The sequence below is a fragment of the Variovorax sp. 10N420 genome (genome assembly GCF_056394705.1).
In genome coordinates this window covers 61,085-82,365 of record NZ_JBFTIJ010000018.1, presented here as the reverse complement: position 1 = coordinate 82,365, position 21,281 = coordinate 61,085, and the positions used below count along the sequence as shown (strand labels likewise).

Genomic DNA, 21,281 nt, shown 5'->3' with positions numbered 1-21,281 from the left:
GCCGAAGCGCGCAGACTCAGGCGGATCAGGGCCGCGTGTGTCTGAGCGCAGCGAGTTTCACGCGGACCCCGCCTGAGTCGAGCACTGCAGGGAAGCCCGAAGGGCCGGCGCAGCGGGGTCGCACAGCCCGCACCGCATACCGGGCGGCCGCCCCAAGCAACAGAAACCGGCACAAACCCACGACGCCTCATGAAGCCACCACAGCGTGCTCCCCGCCCCCCATATGTGCCCCCAGCACATGCCTTTCAGCCGTAGCAGCAGGCGTCTCGAACACCACACGCCCTTCGCTCATCACCACGATCCGGTCCGCCATCTCCAGCAACTCATCGAGGTCCTCGCTGATCAGCAAAACCGCCCCGCCCCGCGCCCGCACCTGCACGATGCGGGTGTGAATCTCCGCCACTGCCGCGAAGTCCAAGCCGAACACCGGATTCGCCGCGATCAACACATTGATATCGCCCGCCAGCTCTCTCGCCAGCACCGCGCGCTGCACATTGCCCCCTGAGAGGCTGCGAATCGGTGCGCCCTCCCCCTGCGTCTTGACGCCGTATTCAGCAATCCATTCGCGCGCACGACGACGCCACAGCGGAAAGTTGAGTACGCCAGCGCCCATCGTTTGCCACGCCAGCGGCGGTTGGTCGAAATCGCGAAGCGCCATGTTTTCCGCAACGCTGAGATCGCCGACGCAGGCATTGCGCAGCGGCTCCTCCGGCAGGCTGCGCACCTTCAGGCGCCGGTTCTCCTCGCGCCGCGCGCCATAGGGCTTGCCCATGACCGTGACTTGCCCTGCGAGGCGCGGCCGTTGCCCCACCAGCGCCTCCACCATCTCTCGCTGACCATTGCCCGAGACGCCGGCCACGCCCAGGATTTCGCCGGCGCGCACGCTCAAGCTGAGATCGTGCACCGCCAGCGTGCCGCGATCACCCTGCGCACGAAGCCCGTCGATGCGCAATGCCACGGGTGCATCCGCCGGCGTGTCCTTCATGGCATGCAGCGCGCGCCCCGACGGCGCCGCCGTGTCGCTCTCCGGCGGCGGCGCTTCGCCTTCACCCATCATGGCGGCCGCGAGCCTCGCCGGGTTCGTGTCAGGCACCCTGCAGTGATGCACCGCCTTGCCGCGACGCAGCACCGTCACGCTGTCGGCATAAGCCATCACCTCGCGAAACTTGTGCGTGATGATCAGCACGGTGCACATTCCGCTCAACGCGAACTCGCGCACGTGGCCCAGCACCTCGTCGGCCTCTTGCGGTGTCAGCACCGAAGTCGGCTCGTCGAGGATCAGCAGGCGCGGCTTCAAATAAAGCTGCTTCAGCAGTTCGAGCTTCTGCTTCTCGCCAGCCGCGAGTTCCGAAGGCCGGACATCCAAGTCGAGCGCAAAAGGCGTCGTCGCCAGAAAGTCTTTTAGCTCGGCGCGCTTTCGCCTCCAGTCGATCATGGCCGGCGTCTTGCCGCCCGCCAGCAACAGGTTTTCCGCGACCGTCATGCCGGGTGCCAACGTGAAGTGCTGGTAGACCATGCCGATGCCGAGCGCCCGCGCGACGATCGGGTTCGCGATGTCCTGCTCGCGCCCATCGATCATGATGCTGCCCTCCTCGGCGCGCTGGAACCCCGCCACACACTTCACCAGCGTGCTCTTGCCGGCGCCGTTTTCTCCGAGCAGCGCATGCACCGTCCCCGGCTCGACATGCATGGTCACATGATCCATCGCCGTGAAGCTGCCGAAGCGCTTGGTGAGCTCGTAGGTGTCGAGCGCCAGCGCCCCAACGGCGGGTGGGCTCGGATTGACAGGGGCGATCATGCTCGGGGCCCTTCTCTTTCTAGGTGGCCGAGACCGCGTCCAGCAACGCGACCGACCTGGCGTGTGCGCCGAAAACGCCACCCTGCATGGTGATCATCTTCAGCGCCGCAAGATGATTGCCGGAGTCTGTCGCAGCGGTGCAGTCCGACAACAGCAGGCACTCGAAACCGCGATCGTTCGCGTCGCGCATGGTGGTGTGCACGCAGACGTCGGTGGTGATGCCTGCGAGGATCAAGTTCTCGATGCCGCGCGTGCGCAGGATGAGCTCAAGATCGGTCGCATAGAACGAGCCCTTGCCCGGCTTGTCGATCACCACCTCGCCGGCCTTCGGGGCCAGTGCTGGAATGATTTCCCAGCCGGGCTCGCCACGGATCAGGATTCGTCCGCAAGGGCCTTCGTCACCAATCCCCACGCCGTTGGCACCGATGCGTCGCGACCGCCAGCGCTTGTTCGGCGGCAGATCGGCAAGATCCGGCCGATGGCCCTCGCGCGTGTGGATGATGTGAAAGCCGAGCTGCCGCAGCCGCGCCAGCGTCAGCGCGATCGGCTCTATGGGCGCCTGGACGAGCGACAGGTCATAGCCCATCACGTCCACGTACCCGCCCTTGCCGCAGAAATCGGTCTGCATGTCGATCACGATGAGCGCCGTGTTGTCGGGGCGCAGATCGCCGTTGAAAGGCCAGGGATAAGGCTCTGCCGCGACAAACCGCTGCATTTGCTCGATTGATTTCATGAGAGGTTTGCTCGATGCTTCTCAACGTGTTGAAGACAGTTCACCAGGACTTCCGACGGCCACGCTGCCGGGCTTGCAGGTCAGCACGAGGATGAACAGCGTGAGCACGTAGGGCACGGTATTGAACAGGTGGTACCCCCAGCCCACGCCCACCGACTGCAGCGCCGGGCCAATTGCGCCGGCACCGCCAAAGAGCAGCGCGGCGCCGATGCAGCGAAGCGGGCTCCAGCGCGCGAAGATCACCAGCGCCACCGCGATCAGGCCTTGGCCGCTGGAGATGCCCTCGTTCCAGCTGCCTGGATAGAAGAGCGTCAGCGATGCACCGCCCAGTCCCGCGATGAAGCCACCCGCAGTGGTAGCCGCGATGCGCAGCCCCGCGACTGAGTAGCCGAGCGCGCGCGTCGCGTTCGCCGAATCGCCCGCCATGCGGATCAGCAAACCGATGCGCGTATGCGCGAAGCCCCACCACAGCAGCACGGCCATCACGATGCCGACCGGCACCAGGGAATTGACCTGCAATGCTGAGCGAATGACGGGGTTGTCGCTCCAGTTGCCCAATGGAATCGCGGGCAACTGCGGCGCCTGCGGCTGGATCAGCGGCTTGCCCAGATAGAACGCGAGCCCGGTTCCGAACAGCATCAACGCGATGCCGGTCGCGACGTCGTTGACTCGGTCGAGCGAACACAGGAGCCCATGCAGCAGCGCGAGCATCGCACCGACGGCGCCGCCGATCAGCACGCCAAGCCACGCCGATCCTGTCAGCCAGGCGCCACCGAACGACGCCATCGCCGAAAGCACGAGCACCCCTTCGAGGCCGAGATTGATACGGCCGGACTTCTCCGTCAGGCATTCGCCCAAGCTGACGAACAGAAAGGGCGCGCCGACACGCAGCGCCCCACCGACGATCGCAGCGACGAACGCGATCCACTGGTCGGTTGTCATTGCGCGATCTCCTTCACGAGCACGGCCGCCGGCGTGCTTCGGGGCGCACGATTCCTGAACAAGGCCTTCCAGTCGATCATCCGCAATCCTTCGCTGGCCAGAATCAGGACGAAGGCCATGCCCTGCAGCACCAGCACGGATGCATCGGGCAGACCAAGCCGCCGCTGCAACAAGCTGCCGGCGGCGCCGAAGCCGCCAAACAAGATCGCGACGGGGATCACCGCCACGGGGTTGTGTCGAGCGATGAAGGACACGAGGATGCCCGCATAGCCATACCCGGCAATCAGCGAAGCATTGGCGTTGGTATGAACCGCCGCAACTTCGACTGCACCCGCGACGCCAGCGCATGCGCCGCCCAGTCCGCATGCAGCCAGGATCAATCGATTGGCAGGCAGCCCCACGAGTTGCGCGGTGCGCGGATTGCCTCCGACCACCCGCACCGAAAAGCCCGACGCCGTGAAGCGCAGCCAAAGCCCGGACACGACGCACGCGACCACGCCGATCACGAGCCCCCAGTGCACGTCCGAACCGCCGATGCCGCCAATTCCCAGCCCGTCCGCGAGCGACCGAGTCGCCGGCTTGTTGAGGCTCGCGGGATCACGCAGCGCACCTTCCACGAGATGCTTGAAGAGCCCGATGGCGACGTAGGCGAGCAGCAGACTGCTGATCGTTTCGTTGATGCCGCGGTACTGCCGCAGCCAGCCCGCAAGCGCGATCCACGCTGCACCGGCCACCGCGCCCGCGATGCAAAGCGCCACCGTTCCCACAACGTTGGCCGGCAGCGGCAACACATACGGAAGCGCAGCGCAGGCCAGTCCGCCGAGCACCAGCGCACCTTCGCCACCGATGATCACCAGCCCCGCGCGCGCCGGAATCGCCACGCACAGCGCGGTCAGCATCAGCGGCGCCGCCCGCTGCAACGTGTTCTGCCAGGAGAACCAATCCCCAAAAGCGCCCTTGAACAGGATGATCCAGACATCGACCGGACTCACCCCGGCGAACCAGACGAACACGCCAAACAGCAACAGCGCCGCCGCGATGGCGAACACCGGCAATGCAATCTCGCGAAGAGTGTTGCGCATGATGATTTGCCTTCAGTCAAACAGCACTGTCAGCAGACACTTCCAGGAATACCGCGGAACCGGCTCCGCCCGGCCGCCGGTATTGCCCCCTGCAAGGGGGTAGGCGAAGCGACACGAAGTGCGCGAAACCTGGGGGTCAGCCCACGGCCCCCACGACGCCTTCCACCAGATAGTTCATCTTCTCCAGCTCGAGATCAGTCTGCTTGAACGCCTTGCCCGCAGGAATCACAACCGCGCCCTTGTTGTCCTTCAGCGGCCCCTGGAAGATGTCGAAGTTGCCTGCGACCATCTTGCTCTTGGTGTCATCGGCGTTCTTCTTCGCGGCATCGGTCACCATCGAGCCGTAGGGCGACATCTTCACGTAACCCTCCTTCAAGCCACCGCGCAGGAAGTTCGGATGCGGCTTGCCAGCTTGCGCTGCGTCGAGCACCGTCTTGTAGGCCGTCAGCCAGTTCCATTCCGCACCGGTCAGGTAGGCGTTGGGCGCGAGCTTGGCCTGGCTCGCGTGATAGCCGCAGACCATCTTGCCGCGCTTGGCAGCCGTCTCGACGATCACCTTGGGCCCATCGACGTGCATGGTGAAAACGTCGCAGCCCTGGTCGGCAAGGCTGTTGGTCGCCTCGGCTTCCTTGACGGCCATCGACCAGTCGCCGGTGAAGATCACGCTGCAGGTGATGTTCGGGTTGACCGATCGCGCACCCATGGTGAAGGCATTGATGTTGCGCAGCACCTGGGGAATGGGCTTGGCGGCGACGAAGGCAATCTTTTTGCTCTTCGTCATATGACCGGCGATCACGCCGTTGAGGTACTGGCACTCGTCGATGTAGCCGAAGAAGCTGCCGACGTTCTTCGGATGCTTGCCTTCGGTCCACAGGCCGCCGCAGTGCGAGAAGCGCACGTCCGGGTTCTTCGGCGCAACGGCCAGGATGTGCGGATCGAAGTAGCCGAAGGAAGTCGGGAAGAGGAGCGTCGCGCCGTCCTGCGCGATCATGCCGGTCATCGTCTTCTGCACAGCTGCCGTCTCGGGCACGTTCTCTTCCTCGACCACCTTCACGCCGGCCAGTTTCTTGAGCTCAGCCGCCGCTTGCGCGTGCGCCTGGTTGTAGCCGTAGTCATCGCGCGGACCGACGTAGATCACGCCGACCGTCAGCGGCTTTTGCGCGCTTGCGAGTGCGCTCCATCCGCCGAGCGTGGTGGCGGACGCAAGCGCGGCAAGTGACTTGAGGGAATCACGGCGATTGAGATGGATGTGGCTCATGGTGCTGACTCCTGGGGAGTGGGGAGTGGGGAGGGGGCTGAGGGGCTGAGGGGCTGAGGGGCTGGATATCCTGTCTTGGATACAAGATCGGGTGCATAAACCGTACCAGCGGTTTCGGGGCTTGAAATCAGCCCAAAAGGCTCACGTGCGCGGCGACGACGCGCCAGCCTTGGGCGGTGCGCATCCATGTCTGGCTCTGGCGCCCCGTCTTTGTGCTTCCTTCGCGGCGGAATTCGATGTTCGCGGTCGCGAAGTCATCGCCGTAGGTGGTGATGACGGTGCGCAAGACTTCGCGCGCCAGGCCTTGCGACGGCCGCGAAGCACGGAAGTCCTGGATCTCGCGATACCCGTAGAGGTTTTCGGTCGCGCCATAGCGCAGCGTGTGCGGGCTGTCCCAGAACAATTCGTCCAGAACGTCGACCTTGTTGTTCACCAGCGCGTCTTCGTATCGGTCGAAGGCCACCGTGACCTCCGCCACCACATGTGGAAGGTTGATCGATAGCGTCATGGTTGTTTGTCTTTTCTCCTCTAGAGCGAGGCGATTGGCGCGTGCGAAACACCGGCGGATTCGAGCGCTGCTGCGACTCGAAGAACGATGTCCTCACGCCAGGGCGCCGCGATCACCTGGACGCCGATCGGCAGGTTCGGATGCGCACCCCAGACCGGAACGGCGCACACCGGCAGGCCGATGCATGAAATGGGTTGTGTCAGCACCCCCATGTTGGGACGCACCGGAAGGCGCTGCCCATTGAGTTCGAACCACTCAGCGCCAATCGGGGTCGCTGCGCAAGGTGTGGCAGCGGCGATCAGCACATCGAAGCGCTCGAACAAGCGCGCCGCCTGTTCGGCATAACGTCGGCGTACGCGCTGCGCTCGGGCGATCCAGGCCGCCGGCAGCAACGCGCCAGCCAGGAAGCGATCGCGCGACAGAGGCTCGAAGTCCTGCGCTCGCGTGCGGAGATCGGGAAGGTGCAGCGCGGCGCCTTCGGCGTTCGTGATGAGAAAGGCAGCGGCGCGTCCGGCCTCCACCATCGGCAGATCGACCGTCTGGCTCGCACCCAGGGCTTGCGCGACAGCGTCGACGGCGGTCAATGCCTCGGGCTGCGCACGCTCGCGAAAGTAGCCGCCGAGCACGCCGATTCGCAACCCCTGCACGCCACGTCCGACGCTGGGCGCAGTCGGCTCGACAGCCCGCTGCGCGCAGCCCGGATCGCGCGGCCCCCATGGCTCCGGGCCCTGCATGGCGTCGTAGGCGAGCGCCAGATCGCGTGCCGAGCGTGCAAATGGCCCGAGATGATCGAGGCTCGAAACGAAGGGATAGCTTCCGCTGCGCGGCAGGCGGCCGAAGGTCGGCTTCAATCCGAAGACGCCGCACAGCGAGGCCGGCACACGAATGGAGCCGTTGGTGTCCGAGCCCAGAGAAAGCGGCACCTGTCCCGCAGCCACGGCCGCACCAGACCCACCGGACGAGCCGCCCGCGATGCGCGACAGATCATGCGGGTTGTGCGCCGGGCCCACGTGGCTGTTCTCGGTTGTGAAGCCGTACGCGTATTCGTCCATGTTGAGCGCGCCGACCAGCACGGCGCCGGCGCTTTCGAGGCGCCGCACCAGCGCTGCATCTGTACGCGCCGGCGAGCTTTCGCGTTCGATCTTGGAGCCCGCAAGCGTCGCGAGGCCAGAGATGTCGAAGAGGTTCTTCACCGCGAAGGGCACGCCGAGCAATGGAAGCTCGCGCGTGCGCGCAGCTCTGTCCGACGAAAGAGACGCGTCGACCTGCGCGGCGCGCCGCAATGCCCTTTCGCGGACCACGTCGGTGAAGGCATTGACCCGCCCGTCCGTCGCATCGATGCGATCGAGGCTCGCCTGGACCAGCGCGGAGGCACTCACCGAGCCCGCGCGTACGGCATCTGCCATCGCCGATGCGTCTTGTCGCAACAGTTCCGCGGCGGTCACGCTTCCTTCTCCTTCGGCGAAACCGGCACGAAAGTCACTGCCGCGTCTTCGTGCGCTTCGAGCGGCACTGCATCGACGATGGCCGCGAATTCCGCGGCGATCCCGAAGTAGCGCACCACCCCCGGCCGATGATCGGACCGCAAGCGCAGGCCCAGTGCGGCTGAAGCCGCGTCGACGTACGCTTCGATCTGTGCTGGCGTCATCATGAGCAGCCCCTCAACGGCGCACTTCGCGCTGGAAGATCTCGAGGCTCAGCTTCTTCATGCCGACGAAGCTGGATGAACTCAGGGTTTCGAGCGTGCGAGGGCGCGCGTCACCGTAGTCGAGGATCTCGGCGACCTTCGTCGGGCGCTTGGTCAACAGCAGCACCTGGTCCGCAAGGTAGACCGCCTCTTCCAGATCATGCGAAACCAGCAGCATCGTCGTGCCGGTCTGCATGAAAACCTCCTGCAGCTTTTCGCGGATGAAGAGCGTCATCTCGAAGTCCAGCGCCGAGAAAGGCTCGTCGAGGAACAGCACTTCGGGGTTGGGCGCCAGCGCCCGCATGATCGAGGCGGTCTGCTGCTGGCCGCCCGAGAGCTCGTAGGGATAGCGCTTGAGATCGAACTTGACGTCGAACGAAGCGACCAGCTCCTGCATTCGCCGATCGACCTCTGCCTTGGAGCGGCCTTCGAGCTTCAGCGGATAGGCGATGTTGTCGATGGTGCGCATCCACGGAAACATCGCCTCGCGATAGTTCTGGAACACGTAGCCGATCTTGGTGTCCTTGAGCGACTTGCCGTCGAACAGGATCTCGCCCGAATCGATCGGGATCAGCCCCGCGATCATGTTGATCAGCGTCGACTTGCCGCAGCCGTTGGGGCCGAAGACAGAGACGATCTTCTGCTTGGGGATGTCGAGGTCGAAGTTCTCGTACAACGGCCAGCCGGCGAAGTACTTCGTCAGGCCGCGAATGGTGATGTGCGTGCCGGCCGGCCCGGGCGTGAAGGCAGGCTTGGGCACATCGGCATACACGGGCCCGTTGATGACGTTCTCGACGGTTCTCATCGCCCGCTCCAGTGCACGATGCGCCGCTCGGCCACCAGAAAAAGGATGTTGAGCGCATAGCCGAGCGCACCCGCGGCGAGGATGGATGCGTACATGTCCTTGACGTTCATCACCTGCTGCGAATTGATGATCCGATGGCCGAGGCCACTGTCAGAGCCGATGAACATCTCGGCGACGATCACGATGACCAATGCCATCGACACCGCGGAGCGCAAGCCGACGAAGCTCGGCTGAAGGCTTTCCCACACCAGCACGTCGCGGAAGATCTGCCAGCGCGATGCGCCCATTACCTTCGCGGCCATCACGCGCTGCTTGCGCGCGTTCATCACGCCATAGGCGCTGTTGAAGACCACGATGAGGAGCGCGCCGAAAGCCGCGATGGCGACCTTGTTGACGTCCGACACGCCGAAGATCATGAGGAACAGCGGGATGAGCGCCGAAGACGGCGTGGAGCGAAAGAAGTCGATCAGGAATTCGACGCTGCGATACGCCTTCTCGTTACTGCCGAGCAGCACGCCCAGCGGCACGCCCATGACTGCAGCGATCGCGAACGCCTGGAGCGTGCGCCAGACAGTCACCGCGAAGTCCGTGAGCAATGGCCCGCCCGCGAGCCCCGAGAGCAGCGTCGTGATGGTGTCCGCGGGCATCGGCAGCAGGATCGCCTTGATGAAGCCGAGACGGACCGCCAAGTCCCAGATGATGAACAGCGCCACCGGCCCGATGAAGGGCAGCGCCTTGGTCCAGTGTGATTCATGCGGCGGTGCGCTGGTCGATGCGGCCGCGGGCGGCGCCCAGGGCGCTGCTTCCATCGATGCGGGGGTGCTCATCGGTTCACCCCTTGTAGAGCATCGAGTCCACCATCAGGCGAGACGAGAAGATGCCTTTTTCAGAGAACAGGTCGAAGAACTTCTGGAAGTGCGCGACGTCGGCCGGCGTGAACTCGTTGTACATCGTGTAGGCGGCCAGCGGCACTTCGCTCGTGAGCGGGCCTTCGATGGCGGTGTAGCCCTTGAGGTACTGGCGCGCGTCGCCGGGCTTGCTGCGGACATACGCAACGCCCTGGCCGTAGGCGGTGATGAATTTCTTCGCGGCGTCGGGGTTCTTCTTGATGAAGGCAGTGGTCAGCGAAGCCGAGCCGCCGAACCACGGGGCCATCGGGTCGCCCAGCACGTATTTGGCGATCACGCCGGACTCGAGGATCTTGGTGCTGCCGTTCAGCCGACCAATGGTCCCGGTGGGTTCGAGCGTGTAGCAGCCGTCGACCTGGCCGGCCGCGAGTGAAGCGACGTGCGCGCCGATGGGCAACTCGACGACGGTGGCGCCCGTCGCGCCGCCGCGTTCGAGCACCGCCTTGGCCAGCGTCACGTTCTGGATGCCGGGGCCGGACGCGACGCGCTTTCCCTTGAGATCGGCCATGGTCTTTGCCGTGCTGCCCGCTGGCACCAGCATTTCATCGAGCACGTTCTTCGCATTGCTCGGGTTGGAACAGAAGATCTTGAAGCTGCCCGGCGCAGCGATCTCGCCGATGGCGATGTTGGCCGAGCCCGTGCCATTGGCGCTGCCATCGCAGCGATCGGCCAGCATGGCTTCCATGATCTGCTGCGCGCCGGCGAAGCGCTGTACCTCGACATCCAGCCCGGCGGTCTTGAAGTAGCCCTGCTCGACAGCCGCATAGAAGGGCAAGCCAGCGGCGATGGGCCAATAGCCGATGCGAATCTTGACTGGAGCCTGCGCTCGCACGATAGAGGGGGCCGCCGTGGCTGCGATGACGGCAGCCGCCGCCCCGGCTTGAAGGACTCGGCGCCGCGAGGCAGGCGTTGCGAGAGAAAGTGGTGTGTCGTTGCGGGCCATTGAAAACTCCGAAAGGATCGAGGTTGAAACTGACTGGCGGGCCTCAGGCGGCCACCGGCACGCGCGATGCGATATAGGTGCGCCATCCGCCGTGTTGGGTGACATCAAGGGCACCGACCAGGGCGAGCGATTCGCAAAGAAAGCCCTGCACACTGCTTCCGTCCGCGAGCGTGAGGGTGCCGATGCCCAGCGGCGCCGGGATGAGCGCGACGAAGCTGCCGTATTGCGCAAGCGGCATCTCCCAGATTTCGACAGCAATCGCGGCTCCTTCGCCGGGCGCCACGCGCAGCAATCCAGGTTTGGGTGGGACCGTGCCGGGCAAGGCAAACAGGCGGTACTCGGGCGCCGTGTGTGTGGCCTGCAGCAGGCGAGCGCCCCGCTCCGTCAACTGTCCGTTGAGCGGCATGCCCGACAGATGGGCGCCGACCACCGCCACCTTGATCACCGGCGCTGACGCAACGAGCGGCAGCGGTGCAGGCCCGGGCATCGGCTCGCCGGTCGCACCGAGTGGCAGTCCGGTCGCATGGTGAAAGCGCTGACCGAGTTCGGCAAGCTGGAAGTCGCTGCCGCAGCGGCCAATCAGCGTGATGCCGAAAGGAAGCCCGTCGCCGCGGATGCTCGACGGCACCGAGATTGCGGCGTAGTCGAGCAGGTTCACGAAGTTCGTGTATTCGCCCAAGTTGCGGTTGAGGGCGACCGGATCGGCCTGCATGGCTTCGATCGTGTAGTGCGTAGGAGCGGTGGGCACCATCAGCACGTCGATGTCGTTCCAGATGGCAGCGGCGCGCTGCCCGAGCGCCTGGAGCTTCACGCGCGCATCCACATAGTCCGCAGCGCTGTAGCGTCGCCCCTGGGCGATGATGCCGCGCACAGGCTCTATCACCTCGGCTTCGTGGTCGTCGAAGAAGCCGCGCACGGCCGCGTAGCGTTCGGCCACCAGTGCGCTGTCGTAGAGCAGCGCCGCGGCCTCGGCGAGTGGCGCGTAGTCGATCTCGACGGGTGTACCGCCGAGCTCACGCATTTGTTCGACGGCGCGAGCGAATGCGTCTTCAGAGAGGGCATCGCCGAAAAATCGGAGCGTCGAAGGAATACCAAAGCGAAAGCTTCGCGGCAGTGGTTGCGTCGTCAGCGTGAGATCGCGCGAATACGGATCTTCGGCATCGAAGCCCATTGCCGCCTGCAGCACGCGGGCGGCTACATCGACCGTTCGCGCGAAGATCGACACGCAATCCACGCTCTGCGCCGCCGGCACCACCCCGCGCGCACTGACGAGCCCCCGCGAGGGCTTGATTCCGACGATGTTGTTGAGCCCCGCAGGTACGCGCCCCGAGCCGGCGGTATCGGTGCCCAGCGCGAAATCCACCTGTCCCGTCGCCACGACATAGGCCGAACCGGAACTCGATCCCCCTGAAACGTACCGGGCGTCAAAGCTGTTCGGCACCGCGCCATAGGGCGAGCGCGTGCCGTTGAGGCCGCAAGCAAACTGGTCCAGGTTGGTCTTGCCCAGCATGGACGCACCGGCATCGAGCAGCCGCTGCACCGCCTGCGCATGCGCGGTCGGCGTCTGCGCAAACGCCGGGCATGCTGCAGTGGTGGGCACGCCGACCAGGTCGATGTTGTCCTTGACCGCGAAGCGCAGGCCTGCCAGCGGGCCCTTTTCGGCACCGTACAAAGGCGTGTCCAGCTTCGTGATCCACGCCGTCGCGGCTTCATGCACCATCGTTAAGCATCCTGTCTTGTGTACAAGATGCCTTGCAAAGGGTATGCCAGCGTTTTCGAACACCGGACCCGTGGCCCGCACAGGGCAAGGGGAACATGCGGGAATAATGGGCAACCTCGACGACGCCTCTCCATGTCCGCACCACCGGCTGCCGAAGCCACCCCTTCCCCGCCCTGGCGCGATGCGCTCAAGGTCTATCTCGAACCCGCCACCCTGCGCATGCTGGCGCTCGGCTTCTCGGCCGGCTTGCCGCTGCTGCTGGTGCTCGGCACGCTCAGTTTTCGCCTGCGGGAAGCTGGCGTCGACCGCACCACCATCGGCTTCCTGAGCTGGGTCGGCCTGGCCTACGGCTTCAAGTGGGTCTGGGCGCCGCTGGTCGACCGATTGCCGATCCCACCGTTGACCACGCTGCTCGGCCGGCGACGGGGCTGGCTCCTGCTGGCGCAGATGGCGGTTGTCGCCGGGCTCTGCGGCATGGCTTTCAACGATCCCCGCGACGGCCTCCCGCCGCTGGTCTGGTGCGCAATGCTGGTTGCCTTCGGTTCAGCCACGCAGGACATCGCGCTCGACGCCTTCCGCATCGAATCCGCCGCGACCCGCAAGCAGGCTGCCCTGGCGGCGGCTTATCAGACGGGCTATCGCCTTGCCATGATCTGGGCCGGCGCGGGCGTCCTGTGGATCGCCGCCTGGGCCGAGGTGTCGGGAGTCGCCGGCTATCAAAACGCCGCGTGGAAGTTCGCCTACCTGGTGATGGCCGGGTCCATGGCCGTGGGCGTGATCACCGTGCTCCTCTCGCCCGAACCCGTGCGCATGCAGCTGCCGCAGCCGAAAAGCGTCGGGGCCTGGCTGGAAAGCGTCCTCATCGAGCCCTTTGCCGACTTCATCCGCCGCTACCGGTGGCAAGCCGTGCTGATTCTTTCGCTGATCGCCATTTATCGGATCAGCGACGTCGTGATGGGCATCATGGCCAATCCGTTCTACGTCGACATGGGCTTCACCAAGGACGAAGTAGCGACCGTCAGCAAGATCTACGGCGTGATCATGACCTTGGCCGGCGCGTTCGTGGGTGGCGTGCTGTCGATGCGCCTGGGCGTGATGCGCGTGTTGATGCTTGGCGCCGTCCTGAGCGCCGCGAGCAACCTGCTCTTCGCTTGGCTGGCAACGCACGGGCACGATCTGACGGCGCTGGTGCTGGTGGTGTCGGCGGACAACCTCGCGGGCGGCATCGCCTCGGCGGCCTTCATCGCGTACCTGTCGAGCCTGACCAACGTGAGCTATTCGGCCACGCAGTACGCGCTGTTCAGCTCACTGATGCTGCTGCTGCCGAAGTTCATCGCAGGCTATTCGGGCGCCTTCGTGGATGCCCATGGCTACAGCGCCTTCTTCACCGGCACTGCGATGCTGGGCGTGCCGGTGCTGTTCCTGGTGGCGCTGGCATCGCGGTCGTACAACAACGGCAAGACGGCCGCGTCCGCAGAGACTGCCAGCTCGGCGCCGTCGTGATCCCGCGGGCCTGCCCGGGTCCGGGATCGGCAGCGTATTGGCTGACGTCCGGCTCGGAAGCTAGCTGTTAGGCTTTACGGTTTTCACGGTCGTCTTCCGTTTTCTGTTTTCCGTTTTCGGCCCACACCCGATTTTTATCGTGTCACCTTCACGCATATCCCCACTGCACATCAGCGCCTTCACGGCGACGTCGTCCGTCGGCTCCGGCAAGGCGCCTCTTCTCGAAGCGCTCGAACAATCGCGCAGCGGGCTCCGCGCGAACGACTTCGGCCCGACGCCGCTGCCGACTTGGATCGGACGGGTCGAGGGCGTCGAAGAACTGCGGCTCCCCGAGCAGCTCGCAAGCTGGGATTGCCGCAACAACCGCCTGGCTTGGATGGGGCTGCAGGCCGATGGCTTCATGGACGCCGTGGCGCAAGCGCGCAAGCGCTACGGCCCCGCGCGCATCGCGCTGATCCTTGGCACATCCACTTCGAGCATCGGAGAAACCGAAGCGGCCTACACGCGGCTCGATGACGGTGCGTTCCCTGCCGACCAGCGGCGCCCCAAGGTCCACACACCGCATTCGCTGACGATGTTCGTGCAGGAGGCACTGGGCCTCGAAGGGCCGGCGGAAACCATCTCCACCGCTTGCTCGTCGAGTGCGAAGGTGTTCGCATCGGCCGAACGCCTGATTCGGCTCGGACTGGCGGATGCAGCGGTGGTGGGCGGCGTCGACACGCTTTGCGGCAGCGTGCTTTTCGGCTTCAATTCACTGGAACTGGTTTCGCCCGAACCGTGCCGCCCCTTCGACGCGAACCGCAATGGCATCAGCCTGGGCGAGGCAGCAGGCTTCGCACTGGTCGAGCGCGGCCCGGGAAGGCTCGAACTGCTGGGCTACGGAGAGGCGAGCGACGCGCATCACATGTCCACGCCACACCCCGAAGGATTGGGCGCCGAGAAGGCGCTCGACGATGCACTCGCACGCGCAGGGCTGAAGGCAGACGCCATCGACTACATCAACATGCACGGCACGGCCAGCACCAAGAACGACGAAGTCGAAGGCGCGCTGGTCGCGCGGCGCTTTCCCGAAACCACGCACGCCAGTTCGACCAAGGGCTTTACCGGCCACACGCTCGGTGCGGCGGGCATCGTCGAGGCCGTGATCAGCCTGCTGGCGATCGAAACGGGCCTCAAGCCCGGTACCGTCAACACCGCGACGCTGGACGCCGAGTGCGGCCCTCAGATCAAGCTGGAGCCCGCGCGCGGCGAAGTGCGCTATGCGCTCAGCAATTCATTCGGTTTCGGCGGCAACAACTGCTCGCTCATCTTCGGCAAGGGAGCAGCGGCATGAGCGGCACAAAAGAAGTAAAGACTCCCACCCTCTTCATCGAAGGTCCCGCCTTCTGGGCGCCCACTTTGCCCGGCTGGGACACCGCCCGCGCCGTCTTCCGCGGCGAAGCAAGCCCGGTTGATCCACCCGCCAAGCGGCCGTCGCCGCAAGTCCTTGCCCCTGCCGAGCGCCGCCGCGCGCCCGACACCGTGGCGCTTGCACTCGAAGTCGCCGCAGCGGCGACCGCCAGCGCGGGCCGCAATGCCGCTGACTTGCCTTGCGTCTTTGCATCGGCGCACGGCGACCTCGGCATCAATGACTACATGTGCGGCACGCTTGCGACAGACCCCAAGTTGCTGTCGCCGATCAAGTTCCACAACTCGGTGCACAACGCGGCGGTGGGCTACTGGACGATCGGCACCGGCTGCATGGCCGCGAGCAATTCGCTCACAGCCTACGAAAGCACTTTTGCCGCCGGCCTGCTCGAAGCCGCGGCGCAATGTGCCGCCGACCAGCGGCCCGTGCTGCTCGTCGGCTACGACATGCCGGCCGTGGGCGCGCTTGCGTCGGTGACCACCAGTCGGGGGTTGCTTGCAGTTGCCCTGATCGTTTCGCCGGTTCGCTCCGAGCGCACTGTCGCGGCGCTCGACTGGTCGCTCGCCGCGGGCGCCGCCACGGTGCCAGCGCTGCAAACGGATGCCGCGCGCGCGCTCGATGCGAACGCGATGGCTGACGCATTGCCCTTCTTCGAGGCACTCGCGCGCGACGATGCAGAGTCGCTGAGCCTGCCACTATCGGCCAAGCTGTCTTTGCAGCTTCAACTGCAGCCCGCGTTGCAACTGGCCGGGCAAAGCTGAGGACCTCATGAGCAATGCGCCCTCTGAACACGATGTCGTGATCATGGGTGGCGGCCTTGCCGGGCTCACGCTCGCTCTTCAGCTCAAGCAACGCTTTGCCGACATCGACATCGTGGTGCTGGAGCGCCGGACACATCCGGTGCCGCACGCGACGCACAAGGTCGGCGAGTCTTCGGTCGAGATCGGCGCGCATTATTTCGACACCGTGCTCGGCCTCAAGCCGCACATGCACGACGCGCAGTTGCGCAAGTTCGGCTTCCGGTTCTTCTTCAGCGAAGGCCGGCGCGATATCGAAAACGTCACCGAAATCGGCGCCAGCCGCTACCTCACGGTGCCGAGCTACCAGATCGATCGCGGCATCTTCGAAAACTACCTCGCCGAAGAAGCCGCGCGCCGCGGAGTGCGCTTTATCGACAGCGCGACCGTTCGCCGGATCGACCTGGCCGAAGACGCGCGTCGCCCGCACCGCATCGAGTGGTCGCGCAATAGCGAATCACGCGTCGTCCATGCGCGCTGGCTGATCGACGCCTGCGGCCGCGCAGGCATGCTCAAGCGCAAGCTGCGCTTGGCAGAGACCAACGCGCACGACTGCAATGCCGCGTGGTTTCGCATTGGCGCGCGCATCATGATCGACGACTGGTCCGACGACCCGAAATGGCGCGCGCGCTGCGAACCACGAGCACGCTGGCTCTCCACCAATCATCTCGTCGGCGCAGGCTACTGGGTCTGGCTGATTCCGCTGGCATCGGGGTCTCATTCGGTCGGCATCGTGGCCGACCCGCGCCTGCATCCGCTGGACCGGATGGACACCTTCGACAAGGCCATGCAGTGGCTGGGCACCTGGCAGCCTCGCCTTTTCGACGATCTCGACGGCAAGCGCGATCTGCTGCAGGACTTTGCGTTTTTTCGCCGGTTTTCGTACGGGTGCAAGCAGGTTTTCTCTGGCCAACGCTGGGCGATGACGGGCGAGGCCGGGCTGTTTCTCGATCCGTTCTATTCGCCCGGCAGCGATTTCATCGCCGTGGGCAACACCTACATCACCGATTTGATAGCGCACGACCGAGCGGGCCACGCGGTTGCGGCCCGGGCGCAGCTCTATGACCAGATCTATCACTCGTTCTATGAGAGCACGCTGGCGCTCTACACCGACCAATACGCGCTCTTCGGCGACCCGGAAGTGCTGCCGGTCAAGGTGATCTGGGACTACACCTATTACTGGGGCGTGCTGTCGCAGATCTTCTTCCAGCATCGGCTCACGGACCTGCCCGTCCTGGGTCGGCTGCGCGACGAGCTCCAGCATTGCCAGAGACTCAACTTTTCGATGCAGGAATTCCTGCGCGCATGGTCCGGCGTGAGCTCCCGCCGCAACGAGGCGGTGATGCTCGACCAGGCAGCGCTGCCTTGGTTTGCCGAACTCAATCGGTGCCTGACGGATCGGCTGGACGATCCGTCCTTCGAGGCGCGCATCAAGGCTTCCGCGCAGCAATTGAGAGTGCTGGCGGCCGAGATTCTGCATCGCGCTACCAGCGCCCACCCCGGCCTCGCCGCCAACACATTGCGTGCCGCGCTGGCCGAGAGATCCCCGCCGCCGAACTCTGAGCTCCCGCAGGAGCCCATGCTTTTTGCGCCTGGATGAAAGCCCCGCCCGTTTACCCAACTTTACGAAGCGTTCAAGCCTGCTTGGCGGCGCAGGAAGAACCTAGCAACCCATGAGTACCCCACAACTCCTGATGATCGAAGACGACACTCGACTGGCCCAGATGGTCGGCGAGTACCTGACCCAATCGGGTTTCGGCTTCAGCCACGCGGCCGACGGCGCGAGCGGGCTCGACCTGCTGCAGCAACGCACGCCGGACCTCGTCATCCTCGACCTGATGCTGCCGGACACGGACGGGCTGGAAATCTGTCGCCGCATCCGCGCACTGCCCAATGGGCTTGCCAAGGTGTCGGTGCTGATGCTCACCGCCAAGGGCGACCCCATGGACCGCATCGTCGGTCTCGAGATCGGCGCCGATGACTACCTGCCCAAGCCCTTCGAACCGCGCGAACTGCTCGCACGAATCCGCGCCGTGCTGCGCCGCCGCGGCGAAGGCGCCGCCGATGCGAGCGCGCCTTCGGTGATGCGCTTCGGCTCGCTCGAAATCGATCGCAATGCGCGCACGGTCACCGTGGGCGGCGCCCCGGCGGACCTCACCTCCTACCAGTTCGACCTGCTGGCGGCGATGGCGGAGCGTGCGGGCCGCGTGCTGACCCGCGACCAGATCATGGAAGCCGTGCGCGGCCGCGAACTCGAAGCCTTCGACCGTTCGATCGACGTGCACATGGGCCGCATCCGCGCCGCGATCGAGGTCGATGCCAAGAATCCGAAGCGCATCCTGACCGTGCGCGGTGTCGGCTACGTGTTCGCCAAGCAGCAAGACTGACCCGCCCGCCCTACTCCGCCTGCTCTGTCGATGCTCCTCAAGCTCTACCAGCGCCATCTCTACGTCCGCATCTGGCTGGCGGTGGTCGCGGGCGTGTTCATTCTCACGCTGACGGCCAACTGGATCGTGCGCGAGGCCGCCGAGTACGAGCGTGAAAGGCTCGCCCCCGTACCGCGCGATGTCGTCGTGCTCGACGATCAGGATCACGCGATCGGCGGCGGCAAGGCGACGCGCGTGCCAGGCCAGGGCCTGGAATTCGACGTGACGCTGAACGATGGACGCTCCCTCACGCTGCGCGTCGCACCGCGCGATCGTCCGCCTTCGCCGTCGGCCTTCGCACCATGGCGCTCGCCATTCGGACTGGGCTGGATGGTCGCACTGGTGGGCGTGGCGGTCGCATTGGGTGTCTATCCGATCGTGCGACGGCTCACCAAGCGGCTCGAAGAGCTTCAGCGGGGCGTGCAGCGGTGGGGCGAAGGCGACCTCTCCGTGCGCGTGGCCGAGGACGGGCAGGACGAGGTGGCCGATCTTTCCAATCGCTTCAACGCGGCGGCCGCGCGCATCGAGCAATTGGTGCGCTCGCACAAGTCGCTGCTCGCCAATGCGTCGCACGAACTGCGGTCGCCCCTCACGCGCATTCGCATGGGCCTGGAGTTGATGGGCGAACGGCCGAGCCGCGCGGCGCGCGATGAAATCTCGCGCAACATCGGCGAACTCGATCAGCTGATCGACGAAATCCTCTTGGCGAGCCGCCTCGACGCGAAGGAAGCCGACATGGGGACGGTCGAGACGGTCGACCTCACGGGCCTCGCGGCCGAGGAATGCGCGCGCGTGGATGCCGATCTCGAAGTCATCGAAGGCACCGATGGCGATGTGCTCACGGTACGCGGCGTGCCGCGACTTCTGCGCCGTGCGATCCGCAACCTGCTTGAAAACGCCCGGCGCTATGGCGCCGGCGAAACCAGCGTCGAAATCGGAAGCCGGAACGGGGCCGCTGAAATACGCGTCAACGATCGCGGGCCTGGCGTGCCTGCGGCGCTGCGAGAACGCATCTTCGAGCCCTTCTATCGCCTGCCCGGCGCGAGTGAGCGCAACGGTGGTGTCGGGCTTGGGCTGGCGCTGGTGAAGTCGATCACCGAGCGACACGGTGGGCATGTGCGCTGCGAAGACAGACCGGGCGGCGGCGCCAGCTTCGTGATTACCTTGCCGCACTAGCCTCGCCCCCCAGGCTGCGCGCACTTCGTGTCGCTTCGCCTACCCCCTACCGGGGGCAACACCAGCGGCCTGGCAAAGCCAGTTCCGCGGTGTTTCTGGGATTGGTTGCTCTCTAGAATCGCGGCCATGCAGAGATCGAACATTGTCCGGCCCGCGGCCATGGTCTGGGGGCTTACGGTGTTCATGCCGGTGGGGGCTACTTATGCGGCGGCGGTTCTGCTTTTGATCGCGCTGCTCTGTGCGGGGGGGCTTCGCGAACGGGCGGGAAGGCTTCGGGCTAGCCCGTTCTGGTGGCCGGTGGTGGTCTATGTGGCTTGGACGCTGATCGTGCTGGCACTGGGGCGGCACTATCCGCAGACGGAGTCGAATCTGGGGCACGGGCTGCGGATCGCGGCAACGGTGCTGATGGCGATGGCGCTCACGCGGGACGAAGCGGTTTGGGCATTGCGCGGGTTCTGGCTCATCGGGCTCTTGAACTTCGTGCTGATCGCGCTGTATTACACGGTCGGGCTTCCGGTGCTGGAAGTCTGGCGCGGGGTGCTGATGCCCGTCGGAAACAAATCGATCAGCAACGCGCTGCTCTTCACGATCATGGGCGCAACGGCCGTTGTGTATGGCATGCAGGCGATGAGGGAACGTCGATTCGTCCGTGTCTTGCCGGCGTTTGTGCTCACGCTGGTGGTGGCGGTGGTCATCACGCTCGCGCTGGTCTCTCGCACTTCGCTGCTGGCGTTGATCCTGGCCATTGCTGCAGCGTGCGTGCACCAATGGCGCAAGCGGCTCGGAGTGCTCGCCGCGGCGATTGCGCTTGTTGCCGCAGTGGGCGCAGTGGGCATCTGGAACACGCCTTCCGTGCACCAGAAATTCGTGCTGGGCCTGCAGGAACTCGAGGCAGCGGAAGCGGGCGCCGTCTCCGAAGGAAGCTGGGTCGTGCGCTATTACATGTACCGCGATACGGCCCGCATGATCGCGGACAAGCCGTTGATGGGTTGGGGCATCGGCGGCTGGACGGAGCAGTGGCACTTGCGCGGGCCCAAGCTGCTGGCCGACTACAACATGCCGCACAACGATCTGCTCTGGATGGGCTCCCAGGCGGGGATCCCCGGCTCACTGAGCTTGCTGGCGATCATCCTCACGGGCGTCTGGGTCGCCTGGCGCCGGAACGACCTGACCGGACGCCGAGCTTTCGTGGCGATCCTGGTGCTGTTGATCGCCACGAGCCTGAATTCCGCGCTCCGCGATGCGCAGATCGGGCTGTCGATTTTGTGGGTGACGATGGTCTACCTGCGGCTCGCGCAGGAAGCGGGCGACCCGTGGCGGGAACTGGTGCCGCGCCGGATCGCCTTGAAGCTCGCAGGGCCCCGGGGACTCAGTGGTGGTTCCCCACCGCCTCGCCCGCTTTGAGGCGGTAGACGGTGCCGCAGTACGGGCACTTGCCTTCACCGGTACGCGCAACGTCGAGATAGACCTTCGGGTGCGCGCTCCAGAGCTGCATGTCGGCCTTCGGGTTCGGGCAGAACACGCCGCCCTGATCGTTCAGGTCCTTGGCGAGCAGTTCGATGACGGCTTTGGGAGAGGACATGGTCT

Annotated in this window: 20 protein-coding genes; 7 read left to right on the top strand and 13 right to left on the bottom strand. The window is 65.4% G+C overall.

All coding sequences use genetic code 11. The features are described from left to right. Positions 1 to 187 precede the first annotated feature (187 nt). The 12 genes from AC1DEK_RS27960 to atzF form a co-directional block, all read right to left on the bottom strand. On the bottom strand, positions 188 to 1,798 hold the full coding sequence (locus tag AC1DEK_RS27960) for an ABC transporter ATP-binding protein (RefSeq protein WP_478128577.1): 1,611 nt from the start codon (positions 1,796 to 1,798) through the stop codon (positions 188 to 190). Positions 1,799 to 1,817: 19 nt separating this feature from the next. After that, positions 1,818 to 2,531: a biuret amidohydrolase gene (gene biuH, locus AC1DEK_RS27955; protein ID WP_478128576.1), complete on the bottom strand. Its 714-nt coding sequence runs from the start codon at positions 2,529 to 2,531 to the stop codon at positions 1,818 to 1,820. Positions 2,532 to 2,552: 21 nt separating this feature from the next. Beyond that, on the bottom strand, positions 2,553 to 3,473 hold the full coding sequence (locus AC1DEK_RS27950) for an ABC transporter permease (RefSeq protein ID WP_478128575.1): 921 nt from the start codon (positions 3,471 to 3,473) through the stop codon (positions 2,553 to 2,555). Then, positions 3,470 to 4,555, bottom strand: a complete 1,086-nt coding sequence (locus AC1DEK_RS27945; protein WP_478128574.1) for an ABC transporter permease — start codon at positions 4,553 to 4,555, stop codon at positions 3,470 to 3,472. The genes AC1DEK_RS27950 and AC1DEK_RS27945 overlap by 4 nt, the downstream gene beginning before the upstream one ends. Positions 4,556 to 4,691: 136 nt before the next feature. Further along, on the bottom strand, positions 4,692 to 5,813 hold the full coding sequence (locus AC1DEK_RS27940) for a BMP family ABC transporter substrate-binding protein (RefSeq protein ID WP_478128573.1): 1,122 nt from the start codon (positions 5,811 to 5,813) through the stop codon (positions 4,692 to 4,694). 127 nt (positions 5,814 to 5,940) lie between these two features. After that, positions 5,941 to 6,321 (bottom strand): oxalurate catabolism protein HpxZ, encoded by a 381-nt coding sequence (gene hpxZ / locus AC1DEK_RS27935; RefSeq protein ID WP_478128572.1) that lies wholly within the window; start codon positions 6,319 to 6,321, stop codon positions 5,941 to 5,943. A 20-nt stretch (positions 6,322 to 6,341) separates the two neighbouring features. Further along, entirely contained in the window at positions 6,342 to 7,766 is a 1,425-nt protein-coding gene (locus AC1DEK_RS27930) for an AtzE family amidohydrolase (protein WP_478128571.1), read from the bottom strand. Continuing rightward, positions 7,763 to 7,972 (bottom strand): DUF4089 domain-containing protein, encoded by a 210-nt coding sequence (locus AC1DEK_RS27925; RefSeq protein WP_478128570.1) that lies wholly within the window; start codon positions 7,970 to 7,972, stop codon positions 7,763 to 7,765. Before AC1DEK_RS27925 ends, AC1DEK_RS27930 begins: the two co-directional genes overlap by 4 nt. A gap of 10 nt (positions 7,973 to 7,982) precedes the next feature. Beyond that, positions 7,983 to 8,813 carry an ABC transporter ATP-binding protein gene (locus AC1DEK_RS27920; RefSeq protein ID WP_478128569.1) on the bottom strand — a complete coding sequence of 277 codons (831 nt, stop codon included), beginning with the start codon at positions 8,811 to 8,813 and terminating at the stop codon, positions 7,983 to 7,985. Then, positions 8,810 to 9,640 carry an ABC transporter permease gene (locus AC1DEK_RS27915; protein ID WP_478128568.1) on the bottom strand — a complete coding sequence of 277 codons (831 nt, stop codon included), beginning with the start codon at positions 9,638 to 9,640 and terminating at the stop codon, positions 8,810 to 8,812. Before AC1DEK_RS27915 ends, AC1DEK_RS27920 begins: the two co-directional genes overlap by 4 nt. A gap of 4 nt (positions 9,641 to 9,644) precedes the next feature. Next, positions 9,645 to 10,664 carry an ABC transporter substrate-binding protein gene (locus AC1DEK_RS27910; RefSeq protein WP_478128567.1) on the bottom strand — a complete coding sequence of 340 codons (1,020 nt, stop codon included), beginning with the start codon at positions 10,662 to 10,664 and terminating at the stop codon, positions 9,645 to 9,647. A 43-nt stretch (positions 10,665 to 10,707) separates the two neighbouring features. After that, positions 10,708 to 12,429, bottom strand: a complete 1,722-nt coding sequence (gene atzF, locus AC1DEK_RS27905) for an allophanate hydrolase (RefSeq protein ID WP_478128581.1) — start codon at positions 12,427 to 12,429, stop codon at positions 10,708 to 10,710. A gap of 87 nt (positions 12,430 to 12,516) precedes the next feature. On the opposite strand from atzF, the gene AC1DEK_RS27900 reads away from it, so the two are divergent. The 7 genes from AC1DEK_RS27900 to AC1DEK_RS27870 all read left to right on the top strand — a co-directional run bounded on the left by AC1DEK_RS27900 (position 12,517) and on the right by AC1DEK_RS27870 (position 21,098). Beyond that, positions 12,517 to 13,887: an AmpG family muropeptide MFS transporter gene (locus AC1DEK_RS27900; protein ID WP_478128566.1), complete on the top strand. Its 1,371-nt coding sequence runs from the start codon at positions 12,517 to 12,519 to the stop codon at positions 13,885 to 13,887. A gap of 139 nt (positions 13,888 to 14,026) precedes the next feature. After that, a complete protein-coding gene (locus AC1DEK_RS27895; protein WP_478128565.1) occupies positions 14,027 to 15,220 on the top strand; it encodes a beta-ketoacyl-[acyl-carrier-protein] synthase family protein in 1,194 nt (397 codons plus the stop codon). Beyond that, positions 15,217 to 16,056, top strand: a complete 840-nt coding sequence (locus AC1DEK_RS27890; RefSeq protein WP_478128564.1) for a beta-ketoacyl synthase chain length factor — start codon at positions 15,217 to 15,219, stop codon at positions 16,054 to 16,056. Before AC1DEK_RS27895 ends, AC1DEK_RS27890 begins: the two co-directional genes overlap by 4 nt. A gap of 7 nt (positions 16,057 to 16,063) precedes the next feature. Continuing rightward, positions 16,064 to 17,692: an NAD(P)/FAD-dependent oxidoreductase gene (locus AC1DEK_RS27885; protein ID WP_478128563.1), complete on the top strand. Its 1,629-nt coding sequence runs from the start codon at positions 16,064 to 16,066 to the stop codon at positions 17,690 to 17,692. Positions 17,693 to 17,765: 73 nt separating this feature from the next. Continuing rightward, the gene (locus AC1DEK_RS27880; protein ID WP_478128562.1) at positions 17,766 to 18,479 is read left to right on the top strand and encodes a response regulator; all 714 of its coding nucleotides are present in this window, start codon (positions 17,766 to 17,768) and stop codon (positions 18,477 to 18,479) included. A 30-nt stretch (positions 18,480 to 18,509) separates the two neighbouring features. Beyond that, positions 18,510 to 19,694: a sensor histidine kinase gene (locus AC1DEK_RS27875; RefSeq protein WP_478128561.1), complete on the top strand. Its 1,185-nt coding sequence runs from the start codon at positions 18,510 to 18,512 to the stop codon at positions 19,692 to 19,694. Positions 19,695 to 19,820: 126 nt separating this feature from the next. Continuing rightward, on the top strand, positions 19,821 to 21,098 hold the full coding sequence (locus AC1DEK_RS27870; protein WP_478128560.1) for an O-antigen ligase family protein: 1,278 nt from the start codon (positions 19,821 to 19,823) through the stop codon (positions 21,096 to 21,098). Here AC1DEK_RS27870 and AC1DEK_RS27865 read toward each other — a convergent pair. After that, on the bottom strand, positions 21,064 to 21,276 hold the full coding sequence (locus AC1DEK_RS27865; protein WP_478128559.1) for a zinc-finger domain-containing protein: 213 nt from the start codon (positions 21,274 to 21,276) through the stop codon (positions 21,064 to 21,066). The two genes, AC1DEK_RS27870 and AC1DEK_RS27865, sit on opposite strands and share 35 nt — an antisense overlap. Between the last annotated feature and the right edge of the window lie 5 nt (positions 21,277 to 21,281).